The sequence below is a fragment of the Streptomyces sp. NC-S4 genome (assembly GCF_054353315.1).
The window spans coordinates 5,865,083-5,879,387 of record NZ_CM135937.1 but is presented as its reverse complement, the minus strand read 5'-3'; the positions used below and the strand labels follow the sequence as shown (position 1 = coordinate 5,879,387).

15 protein-coding genes are annotated in these 14,305 nt (G+C 72.5%); 3 read left to right on the top strand and 12 right to left on the bottom strand.

Annotated elements, in window-relative coordinates; all coding sequences use genetic code 11:
* The first annotated feature begins 6 nt into the window (after positions 1 to 6).
* On the top strand, positions 7 to 627 hold the full coding sequence (locus ACXNSR_RS26685) for a TetR/AcrR family transcriptional regulator (protein WP_030014167.1): 621 nt from the start codon (positions 7 to 9) through the stop codon (positions 625 to 627).
* Positions 628 to 699: 72 nt separating this feature from the next.
* On the opposite strand, the gene ACXNSR_RS26680 is transcribed toward ACXNSR_RS26685, so the two are convergent.
* The 5 genes from ACXNSR_RS26680 to ACXNSR_RS26660 form a co-directional block, all read right to left on the bottom strand.
* Positions 700 to 1,170 (bottom strand): hypothetical protein, encoded by a 471-nt coding sequence (locus tag ACXNSR_RS26680; RefSeq protein WP_458637948.1) that lies wholly within the window; start codon positions 1,168 to 1,170, stop codon positions 700 to 702.
* Between the two features lie 55 nt (positions 1,171 to 1,225).
* Positions 1,226 to 2,926, bottom strand: a complete 1,701-nt coding sequence (locus ACXNSR_RS26675) for an acyl-CoA mutase large subunit family protein (protein ID WP_458637947.1) — start codon at positions 2,924 to 2,926, stop codon at positions 1,226 to 1,228.
* Positions 2,927 to 3,024: 98 nt separating this feature from the next.
* A complete protein-coding gene (locus ACXNSR_RS26670; protein ID WP_329098976.1) occupies positions 3,025 to 3,354 on the bottom strand; it encodes a DUF3817 domain-containing protein in 330 nt (109 codons plus the stop codon).
* 92 nt (positions 3,355 to 3,446) lie between these two features.
* Positions 3,447 to 3,953, bottom strand: coding sequence for a MarR family winged helix-turn-helix transcriptional regulator (locus ACXNSR_RS26665; RefSeq protein ID WP_030011146.1), 507 nt, complete (start codon positions 3,951 to 3,953; stop codon positions 3,447 to 3,449).
* Positions 3,954 to 3,974: 21 nt separating this feature from the next.
* A complete protein-coding gene (locus ACXNSR_RS26660; protein WP_458637946.1) occupies positions 3,975 to 5,231 on the bottom strand; it encodes an MFS transporter in 1,257 nt (418 codons plus the stop codon).
* A gap of 114 nt (positions 5,232 to 5,345) precedes the next feature.
* Between ACXNSR_RS26660 and ACXNSR_RS26655 the strand changes: the two genes are divergently transcribed.
* Positions 5,346 to 6,344, top strand: coding sequence for an ArsR/SmtB family transcription factor (locus ACXNSR_RS26655; protein WP_458637945.1), 999 nt, complete (start codon positions 5,346 to 5,348; stop codon positions 6,342 to 6,344).
* A 157-nt stretch (positions 6,345 to 6,501) separates the two neighbouring features.
* On the top strand, positions 6,502 to 7,542 hold the full coding sequence (locus ACXNSR_RS26650) for a glycoside hydrolase family 6 protein (RefSeq protein WP_458637944.1): 1,041 nt from the start codon (positions 6,502 to 6,504) through the stop codon (positions 7,540 to 7,542).
* Between the two features lie 11 nt (positions 7,543 to 7,553).
* On the opposite strand, the gene glxA is transcribed toward ACXNSR_RS26650, so the two are convergent.
* The 7 genes from glxA to ACXNSR_RS26615 form a co-directional block, all read right to left on the bottom strand.
* Complete coding sequence (glxA, locus tag ACXNSR_RS26645) at positions 7,554 to 9,530, bottom strand: radical copper oxidase GlxA (RefSeq protein WP_458637943.1); 1,977 nt, start codon at positions 9,528 to 9,530, stop codon at positions 7,554 to 7,556.
* A 2-nt stretch (positions 9,531 to 9,532) separates the two neighbouring features.
* On the bottom strand, positions 9,533 to 11,293 hold the full coding sequence (locus ACXNSR_RS26640) for a glycosyltransferase family 2 protein (RefSeq protein ID WP_458637942.1): 1,761 nt from the start codon (positions 11,291 to 11,293) through the stop codon (positions 9,533 to 9,535).
* 149 nt (positions 11,294 to 11,442) lie between these two features.
* Positions 11,443 to 12,072 carry a TetR/AcrR family transcriptional regulator gene (locus ACXNSR_RS26635; protein ID WP_458637941.1) on the bottom strand — a complete coding sequence of 210 codons (630 nt, stop codon included), beginning with the start codon at positions 12,070 to 12,072 and terminating at the stop codon, positions 11,443 to 11,445.
* The gene (locus ACXNSR_RS26630; RefSeq protein WP_458637940.1) at positions 12,069 to 12,758 is read right to left on the bottom strand and encodes a DUF4166 domain-containing protein; all 690 of its coding nucleotides are present in this window, start codon (positions 12,756 to 12,758) and stop codon (positions 12,069 to 12,071) included. Before ACXNSR_RS26630 ends, ACXNSR_RS26635 begins: the two co-directional genes overlap by 4 nt.
* Positions 12,755 to 13,453, bottom strand: a complete 699-nt coding sequence (locus tag ACXNSR_RS26625) for a hypothetical protein (protein WP_458637939.1) — start codon at positions 13,451 to 13,453, stop codon at positions 12,755 to 12,757. Before ACXNSR_RS26625 ends, ACXNSR_RS26630 begins: the two co-directional genes overlap by 4 nt.
* Positions 13,454 to 13,629: 176 nt before the next feature.
* On the bottom strand, positions 13,630 to 13,926 hold the full coding sequence (locus ACXNSR_RS26620) for an MTH1187 family thiamine-binding protein (protein WP_451662857.1): 297 nt from the start codon (positions 13,924 to 13,926) through the stop codon (positions 13,630 to 13,632).
* Positions 13,923 to 14,267 (bottom strand): DUF3817 domain-containing protein, encoded by a 345-nt coding sequence (locus tag ACXNSR_RS26615; protein ID WP_458637938.1) that lies wholly within the window; start codon positions 14,265 to 14,267, stop codon positions 13,923 to 13,925. The genes ACXNSR_RS26620 and ACXNSR_RS26615 overlap by 4 nt, the downstream gene beginning before the upstream one ends.
* Positions 14,268 to 14,305 lie beyond the last annotated feature (38 nt).

The following is a 14,305-nucleotide window of genomic DNA, read 5'->3' as shown; positions in this document are numbered from 1 at the left end:
TCGGCCATGCGCAACCCCAGCCCCGGCCGCACCGGTCGTCCCCGCAGCGCCGCCGCGGACGCCGCGATCCTCGCCGCGACCCGGGACGCGCTCGTCGAGCTGGGCTGGTCGAAGCTGACGATGGGGGACGTGTCCGCCCGCGCGGGCGTTGCCAAGACCACCCTCTACCGGCGCTGGGCGGGCAAGAACGAGCTGGTCGTGGACGCGGTCGCGGAGCTCTTCGACGCGCTCGAACTCCCGGACCGGGGCTCCCTGGAAGCGGACATCGAGAACGTGGTGCTGCAGTTCGCGGAGCTGCTGCGGCGCCCGGAGGCCCGTACCGCTCTGATGGCGGTCGTCGCCGAGTCCACCCGGGACGAGGCCCTGCGCGACCGGATCCGGTCGGCGATCGTGGACCGGCAGAAACGTCTCGTCGTGCTGGGCCGCGAACGGGCCCAGGCCCGCGGGGAACTCCCGTACGAGGAGGACGAGTCCCTCGCGGGCCGCACCACGGACCTGATCTTCGACGTGATCGCGGGCACGGTGGTGCACCGCGCCCTGGTGAGCTCCGAACCGGTGGACGAGCTCTGGGTGGCCACCTTCACCGCCCTCCTGATGCACGGCCTGCGCGGCCCGGCGGCGGCCTGAACCCACCGGGCCGCCCGGCCGCCCGCTGCCGTCCCCTGCCGCCGCCGCGCCGTCACAAGGTCCCAGAAGGTCTCAGAAGGTCCACTCCCCGGCACGGCGCCGGGATTCCAGAACCTGCTCCGCCAGCGCCGCGGCCCGCGGGTTCTCCCCCGGCCAGGGCCGCCGACGGCCCGGCCAGCTCGCCCAGCGCAGCGCGTCGGCCTCCGCCTCGGGCCGCAGACCGGCCGCGACGAGCGCGCCCCGGGCCACCTGGGCCCCGGCCGTGCGGTAGCCGATGTCGCGTGCGTCCGGCCAGTACACACCGCCGTCGGTGATCAGGACCGCGGCCTCGACCCCGTCCAGCCCCAGCTCGATCCCGTCCCGCACCGCCGCGAGGAACTCGGCGGGCAGCCGGTCCTCCCGCGCCAGGTTCACGATCTCCGTCCCGGCTGGCCCCGGCGGCTCGAAGTCGGCGACGACGTAGGCGTAGTGGCCGCCGCAGCCGCCCTTGTTCATCACCACGCGCGCGCTCACACCCCGTACGGGCACAGGAAGGCCGGTCATGGCGCCACCGTACGGGCACCATGACCGGCCGTCTCCCACACAGGCGGGCCCGGGGCTAGAAGCCCGGCGGCTCCGTGTAGGTGCCCCACTCGTCGCGCAGGGTGTTGCAGATCTCGCCCATCGTGGCCTCGGCCCGCACCGCGTCCAGCATGGCGGGGATCATGTTCGAGCCGTCGCGGGCGGCGTCCAGCATGGCCTTGAGGGACGCGGCGACCTTGGCGTCGTCGCGGCGGGCCTTGCGGTCGGCGAGCATGCGGACCTGCTCGCGCTCCACCTCGTGGCTGACCCGGAGGATCTCCAGGTCCCCGGTGACCGACCCGTGGTGCACGTTGACGCCGACGACGCGCTTGTCACCCTTCTCCAGCGACCGCTGGTACTGGAAGGCCGACTCGGCGATCTCCCCGGTGAACCACCCGTCCTCGATGCCGCGCAGGATGCCCGAGGTGATCGGTCCGATCGGGTGCTGCCCGTCGGGGTGGGCGCGCAGGCCGCGCTCCTTGATCTGCTCGAAGATCTTCTCGGCCTCGGCCTCGATGCGGTCGGTGAGCTGCTCCACGAACCAGGAGCCGCCCAGCGGGTCCGCCACGTTGGCGACGCCGGTCTCCTCCATCAGCACCTGCTGCGTGCGCAGCGCGATCTCGGCCGCCTGCTCGCTCGGCAGGGCGAGGGTCTCGTCGAGGGCGTTGGTGTGCAGCGAGTTCGTGCCGCCGAGCACGGCCGCGAGGGCCTCCACGGCGGTGCGCACGACGTTGTTGTACGGCTGCTGCGCGGTCAGGGAGACGCCGGCGGTCTGGGTGTGGAAGCGCAGCCACATGGACTTGTCGCTCTTCGCCCCGTAGACCTCCTTCATCCAGCGGGCCCAGATCCGGCGTGCGGCACGGAACTTGGCGATCTCCTCGAAGAAGTCGAGGTGCGCGTCGAAGAAGAAGGAGAGGCCGGGCGCGAAGGCGTCGACGTCCATCCCGCGCGAGAGGCCCAGCTCCACGTAACCGAAGCCGTCGGCGAGGGTGTACGCGAGCTCCTGCGCGGCCGTGGCCCCGGCCTCGCGGATGTGGTAGCCGGAGACGGACAGCGGCTTGTAGGCCGGGATGCCCTTCGTGCAGTACTCCATGAGGTCGCCGATGAGGCGCAGGTGCGGCTCGGGTTCGAAGAGCCACTCCTTCTGGGCGATGTACTCCTTGAAGATGTCGGTCTGGAGCGTGCCGTTGAGGACGGCGGGGTCCACTCCCTGCCGCTCGGCGGCGACCAGGTACATGCAGAAGGCGGGGACGGCCGGGCCCGAGATCGTCATGGAGGTCGTGACGTCACCGAGCGGGATGTCCTTGAACAGGACCTCCATGTCGGCGGCGGAGTCGATGGCGACCCCGCAGTGCCCCACCTCGCCGAGGGAGCGGGGGTCGTCGGAGTCGCGCCCCATGAGGGTCGGCATGTCGAAGGCGACGGAGAGCCCGCCGCCGCCGGCGGCCAGGATCATCTTGTAGCGCTCGTTGGTCTGCTCGGCGTTCCCGAACCCGGCGAACTGCCGGATGGTCCAGGTCCGCCCGCGGTAACCGGTGGCGTGGAGCCCGCGGGTGTACGGGTACTCGCCCGGCCACCCGATGCGCTCGAAGCCCTCGTACGCGTCGCCGGGCCGGGGCCCGTAGACCGGTTCGACCTCGTCGCCGGAGAGCGTGGTGAAGTCTGCCTCGCGCTTGCGGGCCTTGTCATAACGGGCCTGCCAGCGACGGCGGCCTTCCTCGATGGCGTCAGCGTCCATACCCACGAATTTACTAGGACGTCCTAGTAAATGTCGATGGCAAACCCCCGGGGACTCGCCCCGGGGGTGGGTGACGCTTGCCTCGTACGCGGCGGCGATCAGGCCTTGGCGGTCGCGAGCGAGTCGCTGACCAGCGGCTCGACCTCGGCGCGGATCTTGCGCTCGACGAAGAAGGCGGCCACCGGAATCGTTCCGCTGAGCATGACCCAGAGCATCTTGCCGAAGGGCCACCTGGCCTTGGAGCTCAGGTCGAAGGCGAAGACCAGATAGATCATGAAGAGCACACCGTGGGCCTGCGAGACCACGAAGGTCAGGTCGGCGCCGGTGTCGAAGCCGTACTTCGCCACCATGCAGGCACAGAGGATCAGGAGCATGACCGCGGTCACGTAGGCCATGACGCGGTAGCGGGTCAGCACGCTTCGTTTCATGCCGACGAGCCTAGCCGTCCGTTTTGCTCGATCTTGACGCGGCCCCGGGGTCCGGGCCCGGGGTCCGGCCCCGGGCCCGGCACCCGGCCCCGCTACTCCTGGAAGTCCGCCGCGGCCACCCGCAGGGGGCGCAGCAGAGCGAAGATCTCCCCGCACTCCTCGGCGTCGTACGCGCCCAGGCCGAAGTCGACGGCCATCAGGTCCTTCGTGGCGGCCTCGACGACCTCGCGGCCCTTCTCCGTGATGGAGGCGAGGGTGCCGCGGCCGTCGTTCGGGTTGGGCCGCTTGGCGACCAGTCCGGACTTCACCAGCCGGTCGACGGTGTTGGTCACCGACGTCGGGTGGACCATCAGCCTCTCGCCGATCTTGGACATCGGCAGTTCGCCGGCCTTGGAGAAGGTGAGCAGCACCAGCGCCTCGTACCGGGCGAAGGTCAGCCCGTACGGCTTGACGACCGCGTCGACCTCACCGAGCAGGATCTGGTGCGCGCGCATGATCGAGGTGATCGCGGCCATCGAGGGCACGGGCCCCCAGCGCTGCTGCCAGAGCTCGTCGGCGCGGGCGATGGGGTCGAAGGGAAGGCTGAGCGGCTTGGGCACGCGTCCGACCCTACCGGGAGGTCACTTCGCCGCGGGGGTCGTCTCATCCCTCAGTCGTTCCTCCTGCCGGGCGGCCGCCCGGAGTTCGGCCAGGAGCAGCACGACGACCCCCGTACCGAGGACCCCGGCGCCGGTGACGACCTCGTGCACGGGCCGGAATTCGGCGGCGAGGCCGGCCAGGGCCATGCCGACCCCCTGGAGGGTCATCAGCCCGGTGCTGAGCAGCGTCATCGCGCGCCCGCGCAGCTCGTCGGGAACGGCTGCTACGTACCACTGGTCCAGCCCGAGGGTGTAGGCGTGGGCCATCCCGGCGAGCAGCAGGGCGGCGAGGACCGCGGTCAGGCCCGGCCGGACGGCGAAGAGCAGGAGCGGCAGCAGCCCGGCGGCGGCGAGCGGCACCACGATCCGCGAGCGCGTCCGGGCGGTGAGGGCCGAGCCGGCCCAGAGCTCCCCCGCGATGGTGCCGACGGGCAGGGCGCACATCATCAGGCCGAGGGCGGCGGTACCGGCGCCGATGCCGTCCGCGTACGGGGCGAGCAGCGCTTCGGGAACGACGAGGAAGACGGGCGGCAGCCAGAACAGCAGCATCAGCGCACGCAGCCGGCGCCGGCCGAGGACGGCGCGCACTCCGGCGAGCGGCGAGGTACGGGCGCTGCCGCGGGCGGGACGGCTGCGGGTGCCCAGCCGCAGCAGCAGCGCGGAGCCGAGGAAGCCCGCGGCCGTGAGGGCGATGGCCGCGCGCGGTGCGAGCACGGTGAGCAGGAGCCCGCCGAGACCGAAGCCGACGAGCTGGGCGCTCTGGGCCACCATGCGCAGCAGCGAGCGGCCCAGGACGAAGGCGTCGCCGGTGCCGAGGATGTCGGAGAGGGAGGCGTTGCGCGTGCCCTGGAACAGCGGCGCCACGAAGGCCATCGCACAGCGCAGTACGAGGAGCACGGCGACGGGCGTGCCCGGCGCCACCATGGCGGCCGCGCAGAGCGCGCAGACGAGGTCGCAGACGACGAGCACCCGACGGGCCCGGTGGCGGTCCGCGATCGGGGCGAGCAGGGTGCCGCCGAGGGCGTACGGGAGGAAGCCGAGGGCGAAGGTGAGCGCGCTCATCAGGGGCGAGCCGGTGGTGCGGTAGACGAGGACGGACAGCGAGATCTCGGCGACGACCACGCCGAACACGGACAGCAGGTGGGCGGCGAAGACGGTCCGGAACTCTCGGACCCGGAACACGGAGCGGTAGCCCGGTGGCGGTGCGGTCCGCCCGGGCGCCTGGGTGTCGGCTGGCATGGCCCCAGCGTCCCGGGACCGGGTCCGGCGCCCCAGGGATTCGGCTGTGGCCGAATGTTGCGGCAGAGTCCTTCACGTCGTCGGCCGTCTCGAAGAAGGGCAGGGAGCGCCGGAATGGGACTGCACCACCACTTCGGGCACGAGGACCTGCTGCGGTGCCGGTTCGCGCTGTCGCCCGCGTGGGAGACGCAGGAGGCGGTCCGCACCCTGAACCGCCCGGACCGGCAGGGCTACCACCTGCCCTGGCTGCGGCGGATCCGCGCCGCCGCCGACGGGCTGGACCTGCGGCCGCTGTGGCTGCTGATGCCGCACCGCGGGCACAGCGCGGACTTCATCGGCCCGCCGCCGAGCGGCCCCGGGGTCTCCTTCGAGGAGGAGATCGCGCTGATCCGCGGCGCGGATCCGGCCGTGGCCCGCGAGGACATCCGCAAGTCGCTGGCCTGTACGCCCGGAGCCCTCGACAGCGATCTGGGCCGGGCCCTGCTGGCCGATCCGGCCCGGGCCGTGCGGGACCTGGCCGACCTGATGGAACGGGCCTGGAGCGTGCTGATCGAGCCGCACTGGCCGCGGCTGCGGGCCCTGCTGGAGGCGGACGTCCTCTTCCACTCGCGCCGCCTCGCCGCCGGCGGTCTCCAGGCCCTCTTCGACGGTCTGCACCCGAGCCTCTCCTGGGACGCCGCCTCCCTCACCCTGACCATCGACCGGCCCACCAGTCACCACGAGCGCGTCCTGGGCGGCCAGGGGCTGCTCCTGATGCCGAGCGCCTTCATCTGGCCGGGGATCGCGGGCGGCTTCGACCCGCCCTGGCAGCCGACCATCGTCTACCCGGCCCGCGGCATCGGCGCCCTGTGGACCCCGGCCCGGGAGAACGTCCCGGACGCGCTCGCCCGGCTGCTGGGCCGGGCGCGGGCCGAGGTGCTGTGCGCGCTGGAGGAACCGGCCTCCACCACGGCGCTGGCCCACCGGCTCGGGCTGGCCCCGTCCACGGTCTCGGCCCACCTGGGGGTCCTGCGGGCGGCCGGGCTGCTCATCTCCGCGCGCCACGGCCACCAGGTCCGCTACGAGCGCACCCCGCTGGCGATCGCGCTCACCACCGGCGACACCGCCCTCTGAGCCCCGCGGCCCCGGGCACGGCCCACCGGGCACGTCCCGCCGGGCACGGCCCACCGGCCCCGCCGCCCGGTGTCGCACAGCCATGCCACCTGCCCGACATGTCAACATATCCCGGTATCTCGCTCCGCTGCCCGACCCTTCGTCCCGAGGAAGCCGGATGCCCCCCGCCGCTCGCAGGCCGCGTTTTCGCACCACCGCCCCCGTCCTCGGCCTCCTCGCCCTCCTCGCCGCGGCCCCCGCCTGCGGCGGCGAGCCCGCGCCCGAGCCCGGTACTCCCGCCGCCACGCCCGCGGCCCCATCCGCCATCGTCGCGGCCGAGGAGTCCCCGTTCTGGGTGGACCCGCACAGCGACGCCGCCCGGCAGGTCGCGGCCTGGGAGGCGGCGGGCCGCAACAGCGACGCCCAGGTGCTGCGCAGGATCGCGGACCGCCCGCTCACCCTGTGGGGACCCGGCGGCGACCCCGGCCCCGAGATCCGCCGGGCCAGGGCGGGAGCCCGGGCCACCGGCCGGACGCTGCTGCTCGCCGCGTACAACATCCCGTACCGGGACTGCGGTCAGCACTCGGCCGGCGGCGCACCGGACGCCCGGGCCTACCGCAGCTGGATCGGCGCCTTCGCCGACAACATCGAGGACACCCGGGCCGTCGTCGTCCTGGAGCCGGACGCCATCGCACACATCATCGACGGCTGCACCCGGCCCGAGCACCACGCCGAGCGCTACCAGCTGCTCTCCGAGGCCGTCGACCGGCTGAAGAAGAACCCCAACACCAAGGTCTATCTGGACGCCGGCAACCCGGCCTGGATCCCCAACCCGATGGACCTGGTCGACCCGCTCTTCAAGGCGGGCCTCGCCCGCGCCGACGGCTTCGCCCTGAACGTCTCCAACTTCCAGCCCGACGCGGCCGCCCGGGCCTACGGCGCCAGGATCTCCAAGGGCACCAGCGGCAAGCACTTCGTCATCGACACCAGCCGCAACGGCGACGGACCGCTGCCCGGCGACCGCGCCCAGGCCTGGTGCAATCCGCCGGGCCGGGCCCTCGGGGCCCCGCCGACCGACAGGACGGGCGACCCGCTCGTCGACGCGTACCTCTGGGTCAAGCGGCCCGGCGAGTCCGACGGCACCTGCCGCGGCGGCCCGTCGGCCGGCACCTGGTGGCCGGACTACGCCCTGGGGCTGGCCCGCCGCGCCAGGCAATGAGCCGGACGCCCCTACGGGGCCGCCGGCTGCGGGGCCCCGATCCGGAGCCACTTCGCCACCGAGGGCGTCCCGTCGGCGGCGGTCACGAACAGCATGTACCAGCCCGGCGGCACCAGGGTCGGATCCTGCGGCACCTGGACGGTGACCGAGTGGTCCGTCCTGGTCAGCCCCAGTTCGATCGAGCGCTGCTCCACGTCCGTGGTGTGCGTGACCGCGCTCGGCCGCATCAGCCGGGCCCGCTCGATCCGCTCCGGGTGCGCGGCGGCGAAGGTGGCCCGCCCGTCCGCGCCGGGCTCCTCGGGCCCCTCGCCGAGGACGGGCCGCCGGTCCTCGCCCCGGAAGAGGTACGGGGGCGAGTACACCTCCAGCCGGTGCTCGAACTTGCCGAGACGGGTGTTGTCCTTGTCGGCGAAGAGCGGGTCCGAGCCGAAGGTCGCCACCCGCCCGTCGGGCAGCAGCAGCGCCTCGGAATGGTAGTTGCGGCCCACGGTCGGGTCGGCGGCGGCCGCGAAGGAGTCGGTGCGCGGGTAGTAGAACTGCGCCTTGTGGATGTCGCTGGCGCTGCGGCCGCGGTAGTCGGCGGAGCCGCCCGTGGTGAAGACCGAGTCGTCCGGCATCAGCACGCTGCTCAGGTAGCGGGTGGCGCGCGGCAGCCGCGCCGAGGACCGGAAGACCGGGTTCTCCTCCTTCAGGTCCACGATCGCGGTCCGGCTGGACGAGAGCCTGGACTCGCCGACCCCGCCGCCGCCGAGGACCATCACCTTCTGGTCCTGGGCGGGCGGCAGCAGGAGCGAGGAGGAGGTCTCCAGCCGCTCCGGCTCCGCGAGCCCGCCCACCTTCTTGAACTCGTTGGTCGCGAGGTCCCACACACCCGGCTCGCGCCCCTTGGTCTTCGGGCCGTAGCCCGCGTTGGATCCGGTGTAGAGGAGCTTGCCGCCCTGCATGAGGAAGAGCGCGGGATAGGTCGGGAAGTAGCGGAAGGGCGCCTTCGACCACTTCTTCGTCTGCGGGTCGTAGTACTCGTTGTCGCCGGGCACCACGTCGCCGACGTCGTTGAGCCCGGAGACCGCGAGCACCCGCCCGTCCTCCAGGGTGACGAGGGTCGGGTACCAGCGGGCGTCGCTCATCGGGTCGACGCGCAGGTACTTCTCCGCCACCGGGTCGAACTCGTACGCCGACTTGATGCCCTGGAAGTCCTGCTTGTCGGCGCTCAGCCGTTCCGCGAGCCCGTAGACGTTGTCGGCGTCCTTGCCCGTCAGCCCGACCACCTCGTACTGCGCGGCCTCGGTCGTCAGTCCCTCGGCGCCGGGCTTCACCGCCTCCACGAAGACCCGCGACTCGGCGGCGACCACGGTGGTCCGCCACGGCATGACCTTCCCGCCCCGCCCGTAGGTGATCTCGAACTTCTTCCTGGCCTTCGGCACGACCACGTCGAACTTCGCCTCGTACTCCACCCCGGACGGAGAGCGGAAGCGGGTGCCCTTGCGCAGCTTGACGGTCTTGTCGGGGTTCTCGTTCTTGACCCGCATCCGGCCGCCGGCCCGGGTGACCTTGCCGTGGAGGACCTCGTACCGGGCGGTGCCGCCGGCCACCAGGAGCCGCCCGTCGGGCAGCTGGCTGTGGCCGGCGCAGAAGAAGTCCTCCGGCGTCGGGATCTTCTTGAAGCTGTCGTCCTTCGGATCCCACAGGACGGTGTCGAAGGTGCCCTTGTCGAAGTTCTTCTGGTTGTTGCCGCTGCCTGCGATGAGCAGCACCTTGCCCGTGTGCAGCAGGGCCGCGTGCATGGCGTTGATCCGGTGTTCCTCGGGGAGCCCGATCAGTCCCCACGACCCGTACTGGATCCGGTAGCTGGTCTGCCCGATCTTGTAGGCGTGGTACTTGTCCTCGGCGAAGGAGATCGCGGCGGGAGCGTTGAGCGCGACCAGCACCAGCACGGCGGCGGCGCCCAGGGCGGTCTTCTTGAACTTCTTCGACGGCCGGTAGTCCATGCTCAGTTCCCTCCTGTCGCCCGGACGTACGCCGGCTCCTCACCCGGCTCGGAGCCCCCGTCCGCCCCGTCCCCGGGTCCCGGCCGGCCTCGCGTGGCGCACCACACGGCGACCGGGGCGAGGGCGATGGCCAGGGCCAGCACCGCCCAGACGCGCATGGCGACGTGCGTGTGGTCGAAGCGGACGGACGCCAGCAGCGAGACGACCAGGACGGCGGCCCAGAAGAGGTGGATGCGGAAGGTCATCAGCCGGTCGGGGCTGGCGTCACCGCCCTTGGGGGTGACGACGAAACGGCCCTCGGTGCGCAGCACCGCCGAGCCGAGTGACCTGAGGTAGACGGGCGCGCAGACGGCGGACAGGGCCATGCCCGCGACACCGCCGGAGCCGGCCGGTTCGTGGGGCGAGACGTTGTGGCGGCGGTTCCACAGGTAGAGGCCCACCTGGAGGGCGGCCGCGTCGGCGTAGAGCATCAGCCAGACCTTGGAGGAGACCTGGGTGCCGGAGGCGCCGAACCACAGGAAGAGGGCGCAGCTGAGGATGCCGAGCAGCCAGTTCACCGCGGTCATCGGGTAGTAGACGAGCATCAGCGTGTAGTTGAGCCGGCGCCCGGCCGGCATCGTGAGGAGGCCCTTGCGGTACTGCTTGAACAGGGTCTCGTAGGTGCCCCGCGACCAGCGCAGCTGCTGGGTGAAGAGGTCGGTCCAGGAGGCGGGGCCCTCGCCGACGGCCAGCACGTCGGGGGTGTAGACGGAACGCCAGAACCGCCCGGTGGCCGGGTTCCTGCGGCGGTGCAGCTCGAAGCCGGTGGCCATGTCCTCGGTGATGGAGTCGTAGAGCCCGCCGATCTGCCGCAGGGCGCTGATCCGTACGGTGTTGTTGGTGCCGACGAACATGGGGGCGCCGTAGCGGTTGCCGGCGCGCTGGATCAGCGCGTGGAAGAGGTACTGCTGGGACTCGGCCGCCTTGGTGACGACCCCGGTGTAGTTGCCGTAGACCTGCGGGCCGACGACGAAGGCGACGTCCGGGTCGCGGAAGAATCCGAGCATCCGCTCCAGGTAGTTCGCGAGCGGGACGTGGTCGGTGTCGACGGAGGCGAAGAACTCGTAGTCGTCGCCGTGCCGCTCCAGCCAGGCGTTGTAGTTGCCGTGCTTGGTCTTCGCCCGGTGGTGGCCCTTCGTCGTGTTCCACTCGGGCACGCCCTTGCGGGTGAAGTGCCGTACGCCGAGCTTCGCGCAGAGTGCCCGGGCCGCGGGGTCGTCGCCCTCGTCGAGCAGCCATACGTCCAGCGGTCCGTCGTGGCGCACGCGCCGGGCGCCCCGCAGGGTGGCCCGCACCATGGCGAGGGGTTCCTTGCCGGGGACGTAGGTCGTCAGGAACGCGACGCGGGTACCGGGCACGGGCGGTACGGGGACGGGGTCGCGGGCGGCCATCGTGGCGTGGGCGATCGACACCACGTTGACCAGCGTGAACAGCATGATCAGCGCGACGGAGCAGAGCATCACGGCATCGCAGACGATCAGCCAGCGGGCGGCGCCCTCCCGGACGGTCCAGTGGGTGGGCCAGATCAGGTAGAGCAGCAGTCCGGCCGCGGCCACCGGGGCGAGCGTCATGAGGGCGATGGCCCGTATTCGGGTGCGGACCTCCTCGCGCGAGAGGAGGGAGCGGTACTGCACCCGGTGGACGCCGTCGGGGCCGGGAGCCGGCTGCGCGAACGGACCGGCGAGGCGGCTGTGCGTCTCGTAGTCGAAGCCTTCCGGCGCCACGGTCCCTCCCGGTGCTCGATCCCGAGGCCTATACACACACGAAAGGTGACGTACTGGTTCGTGTCGAACGGGGATCGGCCGACCGGGCGGTCCTTGGCCGGGCCCGTGACCACAGGGCCGTACGGGTGACGCGCGCGGCCGGCGGCGGGTCAGCGGGTGCCGCGCCGCAGGCCGTGCCGCACCACGCGCTGGCTCAGGGAGCCGAGGCCCTCCAGCACGGCGGCCAGCCCGGCGAGCTGTTCCAGCGCGGCGAACGCGCTGCCGGCTCCCCCCGGGTCCACCCCTTCGTACAGCTCGATGCCGATGAACGAGGCGGCCGTGGCCCGGGCCAGCCCGGCCGGGTCGGCGTACCCCTCCAGCGGGGTCGCCGACAGCAGTCGGGTGAGGACCTCCTCCAGCTCCTCGATCCACAGCCCGAGTCCGTCGGCGGTGGCGGCGGCCAGGACGGGCGAGGTCTGCCCGGCGGCCAGCAGCTGCCCGAGCAGGGCGACGTTCCCGGCGGCCCGCTCCTCCTCGTGCATGGCGCGGGCGAACTCCAGCAGTTCGGCGAGGCTGCCCAGGGCGGCGAGCCGGTCGCGGTAGCGGGCCACCCGCTGCTCGGCGCCGTACCGGCAGGCCGCGGCGAGCAGCTCGTCCACAGAGCCGAAGTGGTAGAAGATCAGGCCCTGTCCCACCCCGGCGGTGGCCGCGACGGTGCGGGCGGAGGCCTTGGCGATGCCCTGCTCGGCCACGGTGCGCAGGGCCCCTTCGAGCAGCTTCTCCTTGGTGGCGGCGCTCATGCCCGGACCTCCTCGCGGACCGGGCGCAGGTCGCCGCAGAGCCCGCTCGCCCACCGGTCGCGGGCGTCGACGTACTGCGCGGTGAAGGTGCCCTCGTAGCCGAAGAGCGGTCCGAAGCGGCGGTTGACCACCCGTACCCGGATCCGGAACCGGCCGGTGGTCTCGTCGAAGGACTCGCGGACCTCGGCCTCGCCGCCGATGAGGTCGGGGACGCGGACGTCGAGGCGGCCCTCGCGGAAGCGGTGTTCGCCGGAGCGGATGAGCAGCGAGCCGTCGGGCTCGGCGCTCATGTGGAGGTCGCTGGCGAGGTGCTGGTGGGTGCCCAGGTAGTCGAGGACGCAGTCGCGTTCGGGGCTGTGGACCATCGTGGCGTCGAAGCGGCGGGCTCCGCCGGGCAGCTGGAAGGTCCGTACGAAGGTGACGGTCTCGCGCCCGAAGGAGTCGAGGTAGGGGAGGTTCTCGATGACGAAGGGGACGTTCCGTCCCTCGTGCGGCACCAGGATGTTCCGTACGCCGCCGAGCCGGAGGAAGGGCTTCACGAAAGCGGGGCCGTGCCAGATCCGCTCCATGGTGCCGCGGCCGATGCAGCCCTCGCCGCTCGCGAGGCCCACCGAGAAGCGGCGCTGGATCTGCGGGTGCAGACGGTCGAACGCGGCACCCATGTGGGCCCGGAAGATGGAGGTCACGACGGCTCCAGGGTGCTGAGCAGGCGGGGTGCGCGGGCGGGGGTGCGGCCGGGCGGGGTGCGCAGGCAGCGGCGGGCAGCCGGGGTGCCGGGCAGCGGCGGCAGCAGCAGGGCGGCGGCCAGGACGAGCAGGGCGACCGGCAGCGGCGCGTACAGCAGGGCGGCCGCGGACAGCAGGACGCGCAGCACGCCCTCGCCGATCGCACGGGCGAGGGCGAGGCCCGGGGTGGTCCCGCGCTCGCACCACAGCCGCAGCCGGTCGAAGGACCAGGCGGTGGCCCAGCCCATGAGCGGGCGGAACACGAGCCGGTCGGCGAAGGCGCCGGAGCGGCCCCAGCGCGGCCGGTAGTCGTAGCCGGTGAGGAAGCGGATCCCGTCGGCACCCGGGACGTAGCGCCAGTACCCGCTGCCCTCGGCGAGCAACGACAGCGGGTGTTCCGAGGCGAACCGCAGGGCCGACACCCGGGTGCCGTCGGACCGGTGGCGTTCCCCGGCGGAGATCCCGGTCCCGTCGACGGAGAGGAAGGGCAGCACGCGGGTCGCGTACCGGAACCGCTGGGGTTCGCCCTCGGCGCTCGGAAGGTGGCCGATGGAGGTGAAGCGCAGGTCCCACCGCTGGTGCTGCGCCGGGTCCTGGCTGCGCTCCCACAGCTCGTCCATGCCGACCCGGATCCGCGTCTCGACGTACAGGCCCATCGCCACCCCCCGTGCCGCGAATTGAGCGATCGCTCAACCGGCACCCTAAGGGAGGTTGAGCGATCGCTCAAGCCGTATCCGCCCAACTTCCCGGGGCATGCCGAAGCGCCCCCGGCCCGCTGTGGGCCGGGGGCGCTTTCGGAAGTATCGGCGGCAGTGGGGCCGGTGAGGGCGGCTCAGCCCTCGGCCAGGTGCCGCTCCACCGTCTCGACCTTGGAGGTGATCCCGTCGTGGACCCCGGGGCGGATGTCGGCCTTCAGGATGAAGGAGACGCGCGGCGCCCGCTCCTCGACGGCCGCCACCGCGCGCCGGACCACGTCCATGACCTCGTTCCACTCACCTTCCACGGTGGTGAACATCGCGTCGGTCCGGTTCGGCAGCCCGGACTCGCGGACCACCCGGACCGCGTCGGCGACGTACTCGCCGACCTCTTCGCCGACCCCCAGCGGGGTCACGGAGAACGCGACGATCACGCGTCGGCCGCCTCGCGCGCGCGGGCCGCGACGACGCTGTCGGCCTCGTCTCGCTTGAGGAGCTTGTCGCCGTACAGCCCGCCGAAGGGCACCAGCGCGAGCACGAAGAAGAGGAGGGCCTTCTTGAAGGGCCACTTCGCCTTGTTCCAGACGTCCAGCAGGAAGACCGCGTACAGGACGAACAGGATCCCGTGGATGGCGCCGAGCGGCATCATCAGGTAGTCGATGTCCGAGATCCGGCTCAGCAGCGAGCCGAAGATCAGCAGGGCCGGGAACGACAGCGCCTCCGGAACGGAGACCAGGCGCAGGCGGTGCAGGGCGGAGGCGGTCTTGATGTCCACGTGGAACCTTCGGGGTGGAGGCCAGGGTCCCTCCCAGT

What these genes read in the sequence shown, in the direction of transcription:
- ACXNSR_RS26685 (WP_030014167.1), top strand. Translation starts at nt 7, where the DNA reads ATGCGCAACCCCAGCCCCGGCCGCACCGGTCGTCCCCGCAGCGCCGCC.
- ACXNSR_RS26680 (WP_458637948.1), bottom strand. Translation starts at nt 1,170, where the DNA reads ATGACCGGCCTTCCTGTGCCCGTACGGGGTGTGAGCGCGCGCGTGGTG.
- ACXNSR_RS26675 (WP_458637947.1), bottom strand. Translation starts at nt 2,926, where the DNA reads ATGGACGCTGACGCCATCGAGGAAGGCCGCCGTCGCTGGCAGGCCCGT.
- ACXNSR_RS26670 (WP_329098976.1), bottom strand. Translation starts at nt 3,354, where the DNA reads ATGAAACGAAGCGTGCTGACCCGCTACCGCGTCATGGCCTACGTGACC.
- ACXNSR_RS26660 (WP_458637946.1), bottom strand. Translation starts at nt 5,231, where the DNA reads ATGCCAGCCGACACCCAGGCGCCCGGGCGGACCGCACCGCCACCGGGC.
- ACXNSR_RS26655 (WP_458637945.1), top strand. Translation starts at nt 5,346, where the DNA reads ATGGGACTGCACCACCACTTCGGGCACGAGGACCTGCTGCGGTGCCGG.
- ACXNSR_RS26650 (WP_458637944.1), top strand. Translation starts at nt 6,502, where the DNA reads ATGCCCCCCGCCGCTCGCAGGCCGCGTTTTCGCACCACCGCCCCCGTC.
- glxA (WP_458637943.1), bottom strand. Translation starts at nt 9,530, where the DNA reads ATGGACTACCGGCCGTCGAAGAAGTTCAAGAAGACCGCCCTGGGCGCC.
- ACXNSR_RS26635 (WP_458637941.1), bottom strand. Translation starts at nt 12,072, where the DNA reads ATGAGCGCCGCCACCAAGGAGAAGCTGCTCGAAGGGGCCCTGCGCACC.
- ACXNSR_RS26625 (WP_458637939.1), bottom strand. Translation starts at nt 13,453, where the DNA reads ATGGGCCTGTACGTCGAGACGCGGATCCGGGTCGGCATGGACGAGCTG.